Source organism: Acidobacteriota bacterium, from assembly GCA_004299485.1.
Classification (GTDB): Bacteria; Acidobacteriota; Terriglobia; order Terriglobales; family SCQP01; genus SCQP01.
On the sequence record SCQP01000014.1, the window covers coordinates 1 to 17,255 of the forward strand.

General features: G+C 62.8%; 18 protein-coding genes. 7 read left to right on the plus strand and 11 right to left on the minus strand.

All coding sequences use genetic code 11. From position 1 onward, the window contains the following. The 8 genes from EPN33_08840 to EPN33_08875 form a co-directional block, all read right to left on the minus strand. Positions 1 to 656: BON domain-containing protein (locus tag EPN33_08840; protein ID TAN21762.1), on the minus strand; the 656-nt coding region annotated here is incomplete at its 3' end. Between the two features lie 61 nt (positions 657 to 717). Next, positions 718 to 2,004 (minus strand): serine hydroxymethyltransferase, encoded by a 1,287-nt coding sequence (locus tag EPN33_08845; GenBank protein ID TAN21763.1) that lies wholly within the window; start codon positions 2,002 to 2,004, stop codon positions 718 to 720. Between the two features lie 206 nt (positions 2,005 to 2,210). After that, positions 2,211 to 2,465 carry a CDGSH iron-sulfur domain-containing protein gene (locus EPN33_08850; GenBank protein ID TAN21764.1) on the minus strand — a complete coding sequence of 85 codons (255 nt, stop codon included), beginning with the start codon at positions 2,463 to 2,465 and terminating at the stop codon, positions 2,211 to 2,213. After that, positions 2,466 to 2,837 (minus strand): 30S ribosome-binding factor RbfA, encoded by a 372-nt coding sequence (gene rbfA / locus EPN33_08855; protein ID TAN21765.1) that lies wholly within the window; start codon positions 2,835 to 2,837, stop codon positions 2,466 to 2,468. It lies immediately after the preceding gene. 8 nt (positions 2,838 to 2,845) lie between these two features. Then, a complete protein-coding gene (locus EPN33_08860) occupies positions 2,846 to 3,136 on the minus strand; it encodes a DUF503 domain-containing protein (protein ID TAN22154.1) in 291 nt (96 codons plus the stop codon). Positions 3,137 to 3,150: 14 nt separating this feature from the next. After that, entirely contained in the window at positions 3,151 to 5,919 is a 2,769-nt protein-coding gene (locus tag EPN33_08865; protein TAN21766.1) for a translation initiation factor IF-2, read from the minus strand. 19 nt (positions 5,920 to 5,938) lie between these two features. Beyond that, positions 5,939 to 7,528: a transcription termination/antitermination protein NusA gene (gene nusA, locus EPN33_08870; GenBank protein ID TAN21767.1), complete on the minus strand. Its 1,590-nt coding sequence runs from the start codon at positions 7,526 to 7,528 to the stop codon at positions 5,939 to 5,941. Between the two features lie 8 nt (positions 7,529 to 7,536). Further along, positions 7,537 to 8,049 carry a ribosome maturation factor RimP gene (locus EPN33_08875; GenBank protein ID TAN22155.1) on the minus strand — a complete coding sequence of 171 codons (513 nt, stop codon included), beginning with the start codon at positions 8,047 to 8,049 and terminating at the stop codon, positions 7,537 to 7,539. A 122-nt stretch (positions 8,050 to 8,171) separates the two neighbouring features. On the opposite strand from EPN33_08875, the gene EPN33_08880 reads away from it, so the two are divergent. From EPN33_08880 to EPN33_08900, 5 genes are all read left to right on the plus strand, one after another. Beyond that, positions 8,172 to 9,305, plus strand: coding sequence for a deoxyguanosinetriphosphate triphosphohydrolase (locus EPN33_08880; protein TAN21768.1), 1,134 nt, complete (start codon positions 8,172 to 8,174; stop codon positions 9,303 to 9,305). 31 nt (positions 9,306 to 9,336) lie between these two features. After that, the gene (locus tag EPN33_08885; protein ID TAN21769.1) at positions 9,337 to 9,855 is read left to right on the plus strand and encodes a DUF1844 domain-containing protein; all 519 of its coding nucleotides are present in this window, start codon (positions 9,337 to 9,339) and stop codon (positions 9,853 to 9,855) included. A 6-nt stretch (positions 9,856 to 9,861) separates the two neighbouring features. Beyond that, positions 9,862 to 10,632 (plus strand): MBL fold metallo-hydrolase, encoded by a 771-nt coding sequence (locus EPN33_08890; GenBank protein ID TAN21770.1) that lies wholly within the window; start codon positions 9,862 to 9,864, stop codon positions 10,630 to 10,632. 2 nt (positions 10,633 to 10,634) lie between these two features. Continuing rightward, entirely contained in the window at positions 10,635 to 11,555 is a 921-nt protein-coding gene (gene ribF / locus EPN33_08895) for a riboflavin biosynthesis protein RibF (GenBank protein TAN21771.1), read from the plus strand. A 189-nt stretch (positions 11,556 to 11,744) separates the two neighbouring features. Then, positions 11,745 to 12,284, plus strand: coding sequence for a DinB family protein (locus EPN33_08900; protein TAN21772.1), 540 nt, complete (start codon positions 11,745 to 11,747; stop codon positions 12,282 to 12,284). 40 nt (positions 12,285 to 12,324) lie between these two features. Here EPN33_08900 and EPN33_08905 read toward each other — a convergent pair whose 3' ends face one another. Both EPN33_08905 and plsY read right to left on the minus strand, forming a co-directional pair. Next, positions 12,325 to 13,353: an NAD(P)-dependent glycerol-3-phosphate dehydrogenase gene (locus EPN33_08905; protein TAN21773.1), complete on the minus strand. Its 1,029-nt coding sequence runs from the start codon at positions 13,351 to 13,353 to the stop codon at positions 12,325 to 12,327. Beyond that, positions 13,350 to 13,964 (minus strand): glycerol-3-phosphate 1-O-acyltransferase, encoded by a 615-nt coding sequence (gene plsY, locus EPN33_08910; protein TAN21774.1) that lies wholly within the window; start codon positions 13,962 to 13,964, stop codon positions 13,350 to 13,352. Before plsY ends, EPN33_08905 begins: the two co-directional genes overlap by 4 nt. 40 nt (positions 13,965 to 14,004) lie before the next feature. On the opposite strand from plsY, the gene EPN33_08915 reads away from it, so the two are divergent. Continuing rightward, positions 14,005 to 14,256, plus strand: a complete 252-nt coding sequence (locus EPN33_08915; protein ID TAN21775.1) for a hypothetical protein — start codon at positions 14,005 to 14,007, stop codon at positions 14,254 to 14,256. Between the two features lies 1 nt (position 14,257). Here the strand turns inward: EPN33_08915 and EPN33_08920 are convergent, their stop codons facing one another. After that, entirely contained in the window at positions 14,258 to 15,358 is a 1,101-nt protein-coding gene (locus EPN33_08920; protein TAN21776.1) for a TonB family protein, read from the minus strand. Between the two features lie 72 nt (positions 15,359 to 15,430). Between EPN33_08920 and dnaG the strand changes: the two genes are divergently transcribed. Beyond that, the gene (dnaG, locus tag EPN33_08925; protein TAN21777.1) at positions 15,431 to 17,203 is read left to right on the plus strand and encodes a DNA primase; all 1,773 of its coding nucleotides are present in this window, start codon (positions 15,431 to 15,433) and stop codon (positions 17,201 to 17,203) included. Positions 17,204 to 17,255: the final 52 nt, after the last annotated feature.

The window sequence follows — 17,255 nt, forward strand, 5'->3', positions numbered from 1 at the left end:
GTCAAGTGACCATTCTTGACCACGATGCGGATCGGGTGCGCCGGATTGTTGCGGTAGCGGATGAACAGCGGGTTGCCGTAGATGGCGCGGGCAGCCGCCAGGCGGATCGAGTCGTCCATGGGCGAAACCGGCTCAACGTTGATATTGTCAATAACGCCCTTGACTCCCTTGGTGGCAACGATGATGTCGACCGCCGAGTCGCGCGATGGGTAGTCGATGACACTGCCGCTCACGGTCACCATGCCGTTTTGTACTTTCAGATTGAGCGAGTTGAAGGTTTGCCCCATGCTGATACGGTCGTAGACCAAGCGGTCAGCGATTTCGCGCTCCAGTTGCCCGTCCGGCACGGTGACCGTGCTGACCTCGATCTTATTGATGACGCCATTCACGGATTGCACCTGGCGCGCATCCTGATCGGCCTGCATCTTGGCCCGCAGGTCAGTCACCGAACCGGTCAAGGTAACGACGCGGTCATCCACGGTGGCATGGATATTGGCCATTTCCTTGTGCTTGGCGAACTCATTCTTGAGGAATGATTCGATGGAGTTGTCGAGCGCCTGCGTCTGGGATTGACGCGGCGCTTGCGCAGCAAGCAGGCTCAGGCCGAGCAATAGGCACCCAAGCACTGCCGGTATCCGGTAGTCCTTTGCTAGCATAGCTGCCTCCTACGCCATTGGATGCCCACCGGAACCACACGTTGCAAAAGGCGCTTGCGCTTTAACGGCCTGCGGTAACCAGGTCGCGGCGCGAGGGATAGAGCGGAAAGGCGTCGGCGAGTTCGAGAACCTGCTTTTGGACTTCGGCCAGCACTTGCGGTTCCTGATGATGATGCAGCGCTTGGGCGATCCATTGGCCAATCTGGCGCATCTCCTGTTCGCCCATGCCGCGCGTGGTCAACGCCGGTGTGCCCAGGCGGATACCGCTGGGGTTGAGCGGCGGGTTTTGGTCGAAGGGAATCGCGTTTTTGTTGACGGTGATATTGGCGGCATGCAGGGCATTTTCGGCTTCTTTGCCGCGGATGCCCTGGCTGAAGACATCGACCAGCATCAAATGGGTGTCCGTGCCACCGGAGACGATGCGGAAGCCTTGCCTTTGTAGCTCGGCCGCCAGCGCCTTGGCGTTGGTCACGACCTGCTGGGCGTAGGTGCGGAATTCTGGCTGCAGGGCCTCGTGCAGGCAAATCGCTTTGGCGGCGATGATGTGCACTAACGGTCCGCCTTGCGAGCCGGGAAACACGGAGCGGTCGATCTCTTTGGCGTAGACCGATTTCGCCAGGATCATGCCGCCGCGCGGGCCGCGCAGGGTTTTGTGCGTGGTTGTGGTTACGATCTGCGCGTGCGGCACGGGACTGGGGTGTACCCCGCCGGCGACGAGGCCGGCAAAGTGCGCCATGTCTACCAGATACAAGGCGCCCACTTCATCGGCGATGGTGCGCATGCGCGCAAAGTCGATGAGGCGCGGGTAGGCGCTACCGCCGCCGATGATCAGCCTGGGCCGCGCTTCGCGCGCTAGCCTGGCCAGCTCATCATAGTCGATCGTTTCGGTCTCGCGGTTGACGCCATAGGCTGCGATCTTATATGTCTTGCCGGAAAAGCTCAGCGGATGGCCGTGGGTAAGGTGGCCGCCGTGGGCGAGATTCAGCCCCATCAGCGTGTCGCCCGGCTGTATCACGGCGGCATAGGCTTCCTGATTCGCCTGCGATCCCGAGTGTGGCTGGACATTCGCATACTCGGCGCCAAAGAGCGCACACGCCCGCTGCCGCGCCAGCTCCTCCACGCGATCAGCGTTCTCGCAACCCCCGTAGTAACGCTTGCCGGGATAGCCTTCGGCATACTTGTTGGTAAACACCGACCCGGCCGCCTCCAGCACCGCTTCGCTGACGAAATTTTCTGACGCAATCAGCTCCAGGTGATCGTGCTGCCGGCGCGTTTCGGCGGTGATTGCCTCGGCCACGTCGGGATCGACCGTGCTGATGGGGGCGTGAAAGGTTGGCGGAAGTTGCATAGCTTCCATTCTAGGACCGGAGGCCCCGTCGCCCCAGCCCTGCACGCGCAAGGCAAAAAAAGCCGGAAGGCAGGGTTGCCTTCCGGCGGAGGTCGTGGCCCCGCGTGTGCGGGGCACGGTCAAGTGTGTGGATAGGCTCAGTCTACCGCAATCGTGTTCAAAAAACAGAAAAAAAATTATGAATAATTCTGAAAATAGAAATGTATTTAAGAGCCACTACTGGCTGCCTTCTTCTCGCGTTCGAGGATGTGAGCCTCCGTGCCGTCGAAATTGCACAGTTTGTGGCTGCTATCGCAGAAGGGCTTATTCTTCGACATGCCGCATCGACAGAGCGAATAGGCCGTTTTGCCCAGCGGCAGAGGTGGTAGTGGGATCTCTGCACCATCTGATCCAACCAGCCGGAATGGTCCTTCGACCTTGAACGAACCGTATCGCCGCACAGTAATGGTGACTTCAGGCATTCAATTTTCCTTTCTTCGGTCCATTGCGGTGTAGTGTTTCCGGGCACGCTGCAGAAGCTGGTCGAGACGCTGGGTATGCTCTTTGGATCGATCCAGCTCGAAACGTAGTTCGGGCACGCGCCGCAACTGCAACCGGTGGCCCAGTTCCACGCGTAAGAAGCCCCGTGCGGCCAGCAACCCCTCCATAGTGCGCACCTGCTCCTCTTCGTTGCCTGAGACCGCAAAGTAAATCCGGGCCAGGCGCATTGGCGGCTCTAGTTTTACTTCGCTTACGGTCGCCAGGCCGATGCGCGGATCGGCCAGCTCGCCCTCGATCAGCTCGGTGAGCTCGTCACGAATCATTTCGGCCAAACGTTCAGGACGGTGAGGCATAGGCGCATTTACGCGATCAGTTCCGCGGCGCTCCAGGTGACCCGCTGGCCGGCCAGAATGGTTTCTGCCGCGGCGCCTGCTTGTTGCAGCAGACCCAGCAGGTAATTTCCGTCAGGTCCGATAGCGGCAATACCAATAGTCGCGCGCTGCCACAGGTCGTGCGTCTCATCCATCTCGGCTACGGACACGTTGAACCTATGCCGCAGTTGGGCTTTGAGGCTTTGCACCACCTGGCGCCGGTCCTTGAGAGAAGCGGCTTCGGGCAGCAGAATTTCGAGTTGGAGCACGCCGACGGGCACAACCACACTCACGCTTAGGACAGCAGGGGCGCAACTTTCTCGATCGTGAAGGCTTCCAGCACGTCACCCTGCTTGATGTCGTTAAAGTTGCCGACGGAGGCGCCGCACTCCATGCCGGCGCGAACTTCACCGGCATCCTCCTTGAAGCGCCGCAGAGAGGTGAGCTTACCGGTGTAGACCACTGCGCCATCGCGGATCACGCGCACCTGCCCATCGCGCACCAATTTGCCGTCTTTAACGAGACAGCCGGCGACGGTTCCCACCTTGGGGATGCGGAAGGTCTGCTGCACTTCGGCGTGACCGAGGGTGGATTCTTTGAACGTGGGTTCGAGCAGGCCATGCATGGCGCGCTGAATTTCATCGGTCAATTCGTAAATGATGGTGTGCAGCCGGATGTCGACGTTTTCCTGCTCGGCCAGCTCGATCGCCTTGCGCTCCGGCCGCACGTTGAAGCCAATCACCACGGCATGCGAGGCCGACGCCAGCAGGACATCCGATTCGGTGATCGCGCCCACGCCGGAGTGAATCACGCGGACCTTCACCTTGTCGGTGGACAGCTTGTTGACGGCATCGACCAGCACCTCCTCGGATCCCTGTACGTCGGCTTTGATGATCAGGTTGAGTTCCTTCACATCGCCCCGCGCCAACTGTTGACTCAACGCTTCGAGATTCAGCCGCGTGGAGCGGGCAAGAGTCGCTTCGCGCGCCTTTTCCTCGCGGAACATGACAATTTGGCGCGCCTTGTTGCGGTCGTTGACCACCAGCCAGTTCTCGCCGGCATCGGGCAAGCCGTCGAGGCCCAGGACTTCGGCGGGGGTGGAGGGTCCAGCTTCCTCGATGGCGCGGCCGCGATCGTCGAACATGGCACGGATTCGGCCCATAACGGCGCCCGCGATGAGCGTATCGCCGGTATGCAAGCTGCCGTTCTGCACTAACACCCGGGCGACAGGGCCACGGCCACGGTCGAGTTGCGCCTCGAGCACCACGCCCTGTCCCGGGCGTTCCGGATCGGCTTTGAGCTCCTGCAAGTCGCTGACTAGCAGAATCATTTCCAGCAGCAGGTTCAGATTGGTTTTTGCTTTGGCGCTGACGGACACGGTCACCGTGCTCCCGCCCCAATCCTCGGCCAGTAAGCCGCGTTCGCCCAATTGCTTTTTCACGCGATCGGGCTGGGCTCCGGGCTTGTCGATCTTGTTGACGGCGACCACGATGGGCACATTGGCGGCGCGGGCATGGTCGATGGCTTCAATGGTCTGGGGCATGACGCCGTCGTCGGCGGCCACCACGAGCACCACGATGTCAGTGACCTTGGCGCCGCCGGCGCGCATGCGCGTGAAGGCGGCGTGGCCGGGTGTGTCAATGAAAACCACCTTGCGTCCAAACGCCGGCGAGTTGGGATCGGTGACCTCAACCTTGTACGCGCCAATGTGCTGGGTGATGCCGCCGGCTTCGCCGCTGGCGACGCTGGTTTGCCGGATGGCGTCGAGCAGCGAGGTCTTGCCATGGTCGACGTGGCCCATGATAGTGACCACGGGCGCGCGGCTCACTAGGGTTTCCGAGGGCGCGGCTTCGCCTGCCCCAGCGTCCACCGGCTCGATCGCTCCCAGGGCTTCCTGTTCGAAGCTGACCGTTTCTGCCGTCGCGCCGAAATCCTTGGCGATTTGCGTGGCGATTTCGGTATCGAGAGACTGGTTCACGGTGACCAGCAAGCCGCGATCCAGCAGCTTGCGAATGACGTCCTTGGCGCGCAGGCCGAGACGCTCGGAAAGATCCTTGACCGTCAATCCTTCGCTGATGGTGATGTTGGTGACGGCGGCGACCGGCGCCGTAGCACGCGCTGCGGGCTGGAAGTTCTGAGCGCCTTCCTTTTGCCGCTCCCGCCGGCCATGGCCGTGCTGCGCCCCTCGTGGCGGCGCGCCCCGGCCCTGCGCCGGCCGGGTGGGATGCATCGGACGGCGTCCTTCCGGCACCACCCCGGGCCGGGGCGCTCCCACCGGCGTGCGCTGATAGATGGGGCGTCCAGGCGCGGGAACGATGGGCCGCCCCGGAGTGGTTCGGACAACGGGGCGGTCGGGAGCGGTGTAGATCGGCCGCTTGGGTGCGATCGGGACGATGACGCGCCGCGCGCCCATGTCGATCTGGCCGGCGCCGGTGGGCCGATTGGGAGTTTGAGAAATATTAAGTTGGGGCCGGCGCACAGTTGGTCGAACAGGCGATGGCGCTGCCGGTTGCGGTGTTGCCCTGGCGGCGGGAGAGGGTCCCGCGGCCGGCACAAACGGTTTGAACACCGGCGGCCGGCGGGGTGCCTCGGGAGCAGCGGGCGTGCGCGACGGCGGCGGCTCTGGTTTTGCGGTCACCGGCGGCGCTGGCGCGGCGGGGACGGGCACATGGTAGACGGGCCGTTCGGGGGCGATCGGCAGTTTGGGTTTTGCCGGCGTTACTGTTGCAGGAGAGGCGGCAGCAGGAGCTTTGCGCAGCCCGGGAGCGCGTGCCTCGGGCTTGGCCGGTGGCTGCGCAGCCGGCTCCGGTACGGCCGGAATTTCGGCCGCCACTGGTTCCTGCGCTTTGGTTTTTGCGGCTGGCTTTGCAGCAGCGGGGGCGGCAGCCACGGGCGCGACATCTTCGCCGCGCAAGTGACGGCGCACGCGATCGGCAACATCGTTTTCGATGTTACTGGAGTGCGTTTTTTTCTCGGTAAAGCCGATGGCGGTCAGCGCGTCCAGAATGACACGCGACTTCACCTCCAGCTCACGCGCGAGATCGTTAATGCGGGTTGTGTCCATTCCTCGGTCCGCTCTGCTCCTACAGGGTTTTCTCCGGCGGCTCGGGCCGCCGCGCTTCGCTCGGCTCGGGCTCGCTGGCGGCGTTCAGTTCGCCGGGTTGTTCTTCCGCTTCGGCGTTTTCGCCGCGCGCCGGCGCTGATTCCGCCGCCGGTTCCAGACCGTCGCGCGCGGGCAGCTCGCTGGCATCGGCCAGCGGAGCATCGAGCACACCGCGCCGCTGCTCGGCTTCGAGATCCTGGCCGGTGGCGTCCAGTTCGCCAGGTGCGGTAGCCGTCAACTCCGGCTCGTTCTCGCTGCCGGCGGATTGCGCTTCCGGGTTTGCTTCGCCGGGCGTCTCCAGTACACCGAAAAATTGATTGACCGCCACGAAAATCCTGGCAATGGCCTTGGGTCCAATGCCGGGAATCTCCTGCAACTGTTCGGGAGTCTTGCTTCCCAACTGTTCGATCGTGGTGATGCCGGTTTCGATCAATCGCTCAATGATGCGTTCACTGAGGCCGGGCAGTTGCGCCAATGGAGTTTCCGAGACCACACCATCTCCCACCAGCGCCGACATTTGCTCTTCCACTTCCCGGCGCTTTTCCTCCTCGCTTTTGATGTCAATCTTCCAGCCCAGGAGTTTGGCGGCGAGCCGGACGTTCTGGCCCTTTTTGCCGATCGCCAGGGAAAGTTGTGCGTCGTCCACCACGACTTCTAAGTGGTGGTTTTCGGCATCGAGAATTGTTACATGGCTGATTTTGGCCGGACTCAGGGCGTTAGCGGCGAACTGAACCGGGTCCTCGTTGTACTCGATAATGTCGATTTTTTCTCCGCGCAGCTCCCGGATGATGCTCTGCACCCGCATGCCCTTCATCCCCACGCAGGCGCCCACGCAGTCCACGTCCTTGTCGCGCGAGCTGACGGCGATCTTGGTCCGTTCGCCCGCTTCGCGGGCTACACCTTTGATCACCACCGTCCCATCGTAAATCTCAGGTACTTCCGCTTCGAAAAGCTTCTGGACGAGCGCCGGGTCAGCGCGGGAGACGACGACCTGCGGTCCCTTGGCGGCTTTTTCCACGCCCCGGATCACCGCCCGGATGCGCTCCCCGTTGGCAAAGGATTCCAACCGGGACTGGTCCCGTTTCCCCAGGCGCGCCTCCGTGTGTCCGAGCTCCACGATGACGTCCGGGCCCTCGGAACGCTTGACCGTCACATTTACGACTTCGCCCACCCGACCGATGTACTCGTTGTAAACGGTGTCGCGCTCGGCTTCGCGGACTTTCTGGAAAATGATCTGCTTGGCCATCTGCGCGGCGATGCGCCCCAAGCCCTCGGTGTCTTTCTTGATGCGCACGCGGCCGCCGACTTCAACCGCAGGATCGATGCGCTGGGCATCGGGAAGAGAAATCTCCAGGACGGGATCGGCGGGTTGTTCCGCGACCGTCTTGACGGCATAGACGGAAATTTCGCCGGTGTCTTTGTCCAGCACCGACTCCAGTTCCTCCTGTGTCTTCAATTGCTTGCGCGTAGCGGCCAGATAGGCGTCCTCGACCGCGCTCACCACGATGGCGGGGTCAATGCCTTTGTCCCGGCTCAATTGCTCGACTTGTTGGTACAGTAAACTCGCCATAAAGACTCTCAGTGCCGCGGTTTTGCCTGTGGCTCCGGCCACTTAGGCGCCAGCCGGGCCTGGGCTACGTTATCCCAGGCGATGGATACCGCCTCGGCGCCGGGCGCCTCCGGTTGCATCCTCACCCCGGCTTCACTGCTTGCCTCCAGGGTTCCGGTGAAGTTCCGGCAGCCGTTCCAGGCTTCCTTCATCCGCACGTGCACGCGTTGGCCGGCAAAACGTTCAAAATCGGAGCGTTTCACCAAAGGGCGTTCCAGACCAGGTGAGGAGACTTCCAGCGTATAAGGACCGGACAGTAATTCCTCCCCACTCGCCTCGCGCACATCCAAAGCTTCGCTGAGCGCCCGGCTGACGCGTTCACACTCCGCCAGTCCCACGCCTGCAGGCTGATCGACATAGACCCGCAGGAGCCGGCCCGCCCCCTGGCCCTTCACTTCCACTTGCACAAGTTCGAGCCCTGCCGCGGCGGCCACGCCGCCCGCGAGTTGTTCCAGTGCCCCGAGTTGGACCGTTGCATGCATCACCAACAAAAAAGTGGGCTTACGCCCACCGTGGATCTCCACCGATTGCTCCTGACTATCATAACGCAACCGCTGGCCTATGGCAAAGCGAGCTGCCCGCTATCGCAACTATAATGAACCCGATGGACCTTTCGCCGTCTGCTGCGCCGCCGGCTGCCTGCGGCCTCTGGCAATCGCGCGGCCGGCGCTACCACGAACCACCGCATCCTTACCGCAGCGCCTTTCAGCGCGACCGCGACCGGGTCATCCACGCGCGCGCGTTTCGCCGCTTGGAGAACAAGACCCAGGTCTTTTCCCGGCGTTTTTCCGATCATTTCCGCACGCGGCTGACACACACGCTCGAGGTCGCTCAGATTTCGCGCACCGTCGCCCGCGCGGTGGGTCTCAACAGCGATCTGGTGGAAAGCCTGGCGCTCGCTCATGATCTCGGCCATCCTCCCTTCGGCCATGCGGGCGAGCACGCTCTGGACGAGTTGATGCATCCGTTTGGCCAGGGATTCGACCACAATCTGCAGGCTTTGCGCATCGTGGAACAGTTCGAGTTGCGCTACGCCGCGTTTCCGGGTCTGAATCTCACCTTTGAAGTCCGCGAAGGCTTGGTGAAGCACTCCCACGACTACGCGGCAGCCTCCCACCCCGAGCTGTCCGAATATCAACTCGATTGCCGTCCGACGCTCGAGGCACAGCTCATCGATCTCACCGACGAAATCGCCTACAGCGGCGCCGATCTGGACGATGGCTTCGAGGCTAAATTGCTCACACTGGAGCAAATGGAAGCTGTGCCCATTCTGGCGCGCTTGCTGGCTGCGGCGCGCGCGCAGCTGGGCGCACAGCCGCCAAAACTCCTCTTTAATGAGATGCTGCGTCACCTCGTGGACGTGCTCGCGACCGATTTGATCGAAAATCTGCGCCGTGTCCTTCCAGGATTCGATTCGGTCGAAGCCGTGCGGCGGCATCCGGTACGTCTGGCGGCTTTTTCAGCCGCGGTAGAGCCGGATCGTCAGGCGCTGAAATCGTTCCTGTACGCCAACCTGTACCACCACCCGCTCCTGCGCGCGGAAAACCGGCGTGCCGAACGGATCGTGCGCGAGGCATTTGCTTTGTATCTCGACGCTCCGGCCCATCTTCCGCTGTTGTACCGGACAAGAATGGAGACCGAAAAGCCCGAGCGCGTGATCTGCGACTATATTGCGGGCATGACTGACAATTTCATTACCCAGAACCTGCGCGCTCGCACGGCCACAACCGAAGATTGACAGAGGGCAGAACGGTATACTGAAGGCAGGTATGCCTGAAAATGATCATCCAGAGACGGTGCTGAAAGTTTCCGATCGCCGTCATTTCACCGAGGCCGGGGAACGCCGAACGGATGTGGAGGCGCCTGCATTTGAAGAGGGCCCGCCGCAGCCGCTGCCCAAGGCTGCGGCTGCCGCGCCAAAAGCTGCCAAGCCGCCGGAACCGAAACCCGCCGCAGCGCCGGCGCCGGCCAAGCGGGAGCGTTTGGCCAGTCGGGAAATCACTTTTGTTGGCCTGATCCAGGATCTGTATGCAACTGGGCTGCTGCAGTTGGGCGCCGAACTGCAACCCGGGCAGCCTCCCCATGTCGATCTGGAAGGCGCGCGGGAGACAATCGACCTGCTGGGCATGCTGGAGCAGAAAACCCAGGGCAATCTCGATGCTCAGGAGACTCGCTTGCTGGCGATGGCGCTGGACGAGCTTCGCCTGGCCTACGTCGAAGTGAAGCAGGCAGGCAACCGAGTACAGCCGGCGGCGGTGGTTCCGCCGCCGCCCGGCCGGCGCCGCTGATCGCGGATGCGCGGAATCCTCACGGTTCTGGGTTCAGGCACTTCGACCGGCGTGCCTACGCTGCGCTGCACCTGTTCCGTCTGCACCTCCTCCGACCCGCGCGATCATCGTTTGCGGCCCAGCATCTGGCTCAGTTTTGGGGGGCATGAAATTGTAATCGACACCACTCCGGACTTTCGCCAGCAGGCGCTGCGCGCCGCGATTCCGGCATTGGATGCTGTGTTGTTCACCCACAGCCACGCCGACCACATCATGGGCATGGACGACATCCGGCCCTACAATTTCGGCCGCCCGGAACCGCTCCCCATTTACGCCAATGCTGCGACGCTGGCGGATCTACGCCGCGTCTATCAGTACGTATTCGAAGCGAGCTATGCCGCGAGCGCGATCCCACGGGTTGCTGCGCATGAACTGGATGGACCGGTCGAGCTGTTCGGAGTGCACTTCGAGCCGGTACCGGTTCGGCACGGGCAACTGCACGTCCTTGGCTACCGCTTCGGCGCCAACGCCTACGTTACCGACGTCAGTGAGATTCCGCCAGAGAGCCTGGCACGTTTGCAGGGTCTGGATTTGCTCATTCTCGACGCCCTGCGGTTGCGGCCCCACCCAACGCACTTTCATCTGGCCGCGGCTCTGCGCCTGGTGGAACAACTGCGGCCGCGCCAGACCTACTTCACTCACATTGCGCACGAGCTGGCGCACGCGGCGACGGAGGCCAGCCTGCCGGACGGCGTTCACCTGGCCTACGATGGCCTGAGGCTGGAGATCGATCTGTAACCATGCGTGTACTGAACCAACTGCCGGAAGCCCCTTCGCCTTGCGTGGCGGCGGTGGGCAACTTTGACGGGGTGCACCTGGGACACCAGAAGCTGCTTGCGGCCGCCGTGGCCGATGCCCGTAGACGAGGCGTCGAGGCTGTCGCAGTTAGTTTTGAACCCCATCCGGCGCGCATTCTGACACCCCAGGTCGCCCCGCGGCTGCTCACGCCACGGGAGCAGAAGATACCGTTGCTGGCGGCCTGTGGCCTGGATGCATTGTTGTTGTTGCCGTTCACCCGCGATCTTTCGCTGCTTTCTCCGCGGGAGTTTGTAGAGCGCATTCTAGTGCGGGGTTTGCGCGTGGCCGCGGTTTATGAAGGCGCCAATTTCCGTTTTGGCCATCGCGGCCAGGGAAGCGGGGAAGTGCTGCGGAGGTTCGGGGAAGAGTTGAGATTTGCCGTCCATATCGAACCCCGTCTGGAAATTGACGGTGCTGCGGTGTCGAGTACCCGGGTACGCGAGTTGATCCGCTCCGGCGAGGTGAGGGCGGCTGGGCGGCTGCTCGGCCGTCCGTTTACGATTGCCGGACTGATCGCGCCCGGGCGCGGCATCGGCCGCCAGCGCACCGTCCCCACCTTGAACTTGCAGCACTACGACGAGCTACTTCCCGCCATCGGCGTTTATCTCACTCGAGTGAGTGACCAGCCCGCGCTCACCAATGTGGGCGTGCGCCCCACGTTTGGTCCCTCAGGTCCGCTCACGGTGGAGTCCCATCTGCTGCATCCTTCCGCGGAGAACCTGAGCGCCGGCTTGGGCGACCGTCTGGAAATCGCCTTTCTCGATCGCCTGCGGGATGAGCGCAAGTTCGACTCGCCCGACGAGCTACGGACGCAAATCCAGTCCGATATCGCCGCCGCCGAGAAATTCTTTGCCAATCAGTAGCCCCAGTAGGGCGCGTAGGCGTTCCAGGCGGTCCATTGCAGTTGTTGCGCCGTACGCCCGCCCGGACCCGAGTATGGGTGGTAAAGATGCGTTCCGCGACACTCATGTTTGCCGGATCAGGTCCAGAAGGTCGGACTTTGTTACCATGGCGACAGTGTGTCACTCATTCCCCGAACAGGAGTAAAGCCGATGAAACCTGTCTTTCGTTCTGCAGCCGTTGCGGTCGCGCTGGCGTGTTGCGGCCTGCTTGCCGCCGCGCAATCTTCCAATCCGGTCGCTGATGCGGTGCGCGCCTCGATGCAGCGCTCGGCCAAGATCATGGTCGCTGCCGCCAAGGACATGCCCGCCAACAAATACAGCTATAAACCAACCGCAGGCTCGATGACGTTCGGACGCCTGGTGCTGCACGTCGGGCAGTCAAATGCCATGACCTGCCACTGGATCATGGGCGGCACGTCCATGGCGCCGACCACGCTCACCCCTACCTCCCCCAAGGGTGAGCTGGTCGCCTACCTGCAAAAAGCGTTTGACTACTGCAACACCAAACTCGCCGATTTAACCGACGCGCATCTGAGCGAAATGAAGCCCTTCTACGGCCATCGCCAGGTGACCAAAGCGGCGCTGCTGTTCGCACTCACCGATGACATGGCCGATCATTACAGCCAGCAGGCGGCCTACCTGCGCAAGAACGGAATGCTGCCGCCGACGGCGCGCCGCGGCAAGCCGTAAGAATTTTTGCGTTTCCCGTTTCGAGTTCACGCCCGGGAGTCTATTCCGCTTTGAGCGCACGGGTCATGAGTTCGCTCAAGGCCCGGCGCGGAGTGAGATGCTCGAACAGGACGCGGTGCATCTGCGCCAGGATGGGCATCTCGACCCCCCACCGCTTGGCCAGCAGTACGCCGGCGGCGGTGGTGCGCACGCCTTCGGCAACCATGGGCGTCGCCGCCTGCGCCTCCGCCAACGTCTTGCCCTGACCGAGAGCGATTCCCAGTGCACGGTTGCGGCTGAGGGCGCCGGTGCAGGTCAGCACTAGATCGCCCAACCCGGCCAAACCCGCGAGCGTTTCCGCCTGGCCGCCCATAGCAATAGCAAGGCGGCTCATTTCCGCCAGGCCTCGCGCGATCAACGCCGCTTGGGTGTTTGAGCCCAGACCCAGGCCGGTGCAGATGCCCGAGGCGATGGCAATTACGTTTTTCAGTGACGCCGCCAGCTCGACGCCGATGACGTCTTCGCTGGTGTACAGCCGCAAGCTGGAAGAGGCCATACGTTTTTGCAGCGAGCGGGCCAGCTCGGGGGCGTGGGAAGCCAATACGACCGCGGCCGGTTCGCCGGCGGCAACTTCGCGGGCAAAGGTCGGTCCGCTGAGGGTGGCCAGACGCCTGCCAACGCCTTCTCCCAGCACGTCGACCGCAACTTCGCTTACGCGCAGGCAGGTCTGTTCCTCGAGCCCTTTGGTGGCGAGCAGAATCTCGCCTGCGGGCGGCAGCACCGGCTGCAGCCGGCTCAACGTCGTGCGCAGCGCATGCGACGGGGTGGCGACCACGGTCAGCGGCCCCACGGCTTCGACCAGTTTCGTCGTGGGACTTATGCCGGAGCCAAGAGGAAAGCCCGGCAAGAACACGGCGTTCTCGTGTTCATCGCGGATGCGTTCGGCCAGCTCCGGCTCATAAACCCACAACCCAACTTCGTATCCCAGGCGCTCGAGCACCAGCGCCAGCGCCGTGCCCCAGCTTCCAGCGCCGATGACACCAGCACGCTTGCCCCGCGAATAGCTCCGTTCTTTGGCGCTTGTGCTCATGCGATTTTTCCGGCGCCCTGACCCAGGCGGGACTCGGTACCCTGCGACAGGCGGCTCAGATTGCCCTTATGGCGGTAAACGACCAGGGCCATGGCTGCCGCTGTCACCGCAACGATAACCGGCGCGATGTGACCGGCGTGCATCGGAATCAGCAGCAGCAGCGGCAACGCGCTGCAAGCGCAGATGGATGCCAGCGAAACGTAACGCCATGCCGCCAGGACGATGAGAAAGACCACCACTGCGCCCGCCAGAGCGCCTGGCGCCAGCGCCATAAAGGCCCCGAGCGCCGTCGCGACGCCCTTACCGCCGTGCCCCCGCAGCCAGGGGCTGAACATATGGCCGACGATCACTAAAAACAGACAGCCGGCTACCAGCACCGCCGGGTTTTGCCCCCAGTGCAGCGCCAGCCATAGGGCAAGCCAGCCTTTGAAGGCGTCCAGCAACAGAGTGAGAATGCCGAGCTTTTTGCCAGCCGTGCGCAGAACATTGGTCGCCCCGATGTTTCCGCTGCCGGAGCGGCGGATATCGCCGCCCGTGTGCCAGCGAACTAACAAATAGCCGAAGGGGATCGATCCCAGCAGAAATGCCAGGGGCAGGAGCAACCAATGCATGCCTCTCGATTGTACTGAGGAAATCGCACACAATGACAGCATGGCCTGGCTACGATTTCTTTGGCGAGCGACGAGGGGACACCGCTTCACACCATGGCGGAGTCCGTTGCTGGCCTGGCGGATCGAGACCTACTCGGGAATTCCCGCCGAGCAGGTGACGTTTGGCCTGTTCTGCCGCTTCGGCTGGCGCGAGCGCGAAGAACTGTGCCGCTTTCTGGCGTGGACGCAGGAGATGAGCGGACACCCTAGACACGACCGGCATCCCGGACAGTCAGCCGAAGCCGGCCCATAGCCTACTGCCCTGGCGGAGTGATGTTGTAGTAGAACGAGAACTGCAGGGTAATGGAAGGCCCATGGAAGGCTGAGGGCAGAGGTGGAAACGGATTCGATGCGTGGATGGAGGCCTCGGCAGCCTGATCCAGGGATGCAGTACCGGAGAGGCTGACCGGGCGTAATCCGGGAACGGTGCCGTTGGTATTGATATTAAAAATAATCACCACGCGTCCCTTGGTGCCCAAATATACGGTTTCCGGCATAACGGCATACCAGTTGCGGCGCACGATTTCGACAATGCGGCGCAAGTAGGAACTAAAGTCAACCCCCTGCGTGTCGGTCAAAATCTGCACGCCCGCGCCTGTCTGACCTGGAGCTGCGCTGCCGCTGCCGGAGGGTTGACGGGGAAGGGGCGCGACTTCGGTAACCGCCTGTTGACCCCGGGAGCCATCGCGCACGGCGCCTTCGATGGCGCGCTGGAGCGAATTGGCCGGGTTGAGATCGAATTGCAACCCTTGGCGCGGCTTGGGCTGAGGAACGTTCTGAAGCTGGAGCTGGCCGGCTTCCGGACCAGGCTTGCCGCCGGTTTTGGCCGCGCTATTAGGCTCTGGTTTTGGACGCGGAGGTCCGGCAGCGAGCACGCTGGGCCGCGGCGGCGCCGGACGTTCGGTGGGTGCGACCCTACCGGGCGGTGGCGCCGCGGGACGGGGTTGGGGAGCAGGCCGCGCCCGCGGCACGCTCAGGGAGTTGGTGATCTTGTCGTCGTGTTGAAAATGCCGGTCCCGGTCGCTCAGAGCTTTGGGCTGCGTCGGTTTCGCCTTGGTGATCAAATCCGGCGGCATCTCCAGAAAGGTGAGCTGCGGCGGAGGAACTTGTTTCTCCTCGACCACCGGCCGGATCGTCAGGGAAGGAAAAATCCTGGCGCCGAACAGCAGAATCAGGAGTACGAAGACGTTGGCCAGAACCGAAAGAACAAACGCTTCCCGCACGCGCCGCCGCTCGCGGCTATGGACCTGTTCGAGCAACAGGTCTTCGATGGGGAAACTGCCCCCTTTGAGCATAGGCGGCGGAGGCGGGAGGGTGTCATCCTCCGGATCCGCCAGTATTCGAATGAGGGGCATCTCCGCGTTCCCTAAATCTTAGCAAGCCCGTGCGCACTGTCCTGTAGTCTGATACGAATAGTCTGATACGAAATGTCGGAGTTCTCGGACACATTAAAGGCGCGCGCCGATCTGGGGCAGCTCATCGGCGAAGTGGTTGCTCTGAAGCCCGGTGGGAACGGCTTCATCGGCCTCTGCCCTTTCCATTCGGAAAAAACACCTTCCTTCCATGTTCACACGGCACGGCGGTTCTATTACTGTTTCGGCTGCCATGCGCACGGCGACATTTTTCAGTTCTACATGGTACTGCGCAAGATCTCGTTCCCAGAGGCGGTGGAATTGGTGGCCGAGCGGCTGGGTGTGGCGATGCCGCAGCGGCTGGGGGAAAATGCCGATCCGCTGCGGCGGGAGCTGCTGCAGGTGCAGGGTCTGGCGCGGGATTATTTTGAGCGCGAATTGGCCGGCCGCGAAGGCTCGCATGCGCGTGCCTATCTTGCCAGCCGTGAATTCCAACCGGAGCAAGTGAGCGCCTTCCGGCTGGGGTTTGCCCCGGCAAGCGGCCGCGGCTTGACCCAGCAATTGCAGCGGCAGGGCGTGGCGCCGGCGGTGGCCTTACGGGCGGGCGTGTGCCAGCTCCGGCGCGAGTCGGCCGGCGCGAGTTTGCCTGCGACACAAGCCCGATGGGAGGATCTCTACGACCGCTTCCGCGAGCGGCTTATTTTCCCCATTGCCAATGAGCGCGGAGACGTAGTCGCCTTCGGCGGACGGGCGCTCGAAAGCAACGACCGTGTGCCCAAATATCTGAACTCACCCGAGCACCCGTTATATACCAAAGGCAAGCTGCTCTACAACCTCGATCGGGCGCGCAAGGCCATTCACGAACTCGGCTACGCCATTCTGGTGGAAGGCTATTTCGACTGTCTGCGTGTATTTCTGGCGGGGTTCGAGAATGTGGTTGCCAGTTGTGGGACGGCGCTCACACCCGCGCAGGTGGCGCTGCTCGGCCGCAGCAGCAAGAAAGTGGCAATCAACTTTGATCCCGATGTGGCTGGCCGCGCCGCCGCGGAACGCTCCGTGGCACTGTTGCTGGAAGAAGACTTCCAGATGCGGGTGGTAATCCTGGAAGGCGGTCTCGACCCCGACCTTTTCATCCGCCAGAAGGGCAGGGAAGCGTATGCGGCCGCTTTGAAATCGAGCCGGTCGTTTTTCGACTATCTTGCCAGCCGGGCACGGGCGCAATTTGAAGTTTCACGCCCCGATGGCAAGGTCAGTGCAATCAACTACTTACTCCCGTTTCTTAGCCATGTGCATGAGCCGGTTCTGCGACAAGGCCTGGCGGAAAACCTTGCCGCACAACTGGGCGTGGACCAACCCTTGATCAGCCGCCGGTTGCAGCAGGCAGTCCGGCTGCGCCGACGGGAATTAGAGGTGGATACGGCCACTACGCCCCGAAGTCTGTACGCGGAACGGATCGTGCTGCGAGCCTGGCTGGAGTGGGAGGGCCGCCGCAGCACGATTAGCCATCGCTTGCAAAGCGAGCGCCTATTCGAAGGGCTTGGCTCGGAGGGCCTTTTCAATCGGCTCCAACAGGGGGATCCGGGTGCGGACTGGCAGGCACTGACCGCGACGCTGGATCCTGCCGATCAGCATTGGCTGGCCGAGATTCTTCTCAGTTCCAATGATCCAACGCTGGATGAGGCCAGCTTTGAAGAGGCGATCGCCACCCTGCGCCAGCGCCGCGCCAGCCGGGAACGTCAGGATCTCCAGTCCCAGATCGCGGCGGCAACGGCGCGCGGCGACCGGGCGGGCGTCGAGGCTCTGCTGCGGCGGAAGGCGGCTGCCGATGCTGCCGGCCGGGATCGTTAATTGGCGCGGGACCCCCTCGGCCGAGCGACCCGCTTGCGTTGGGCGGGGCTGG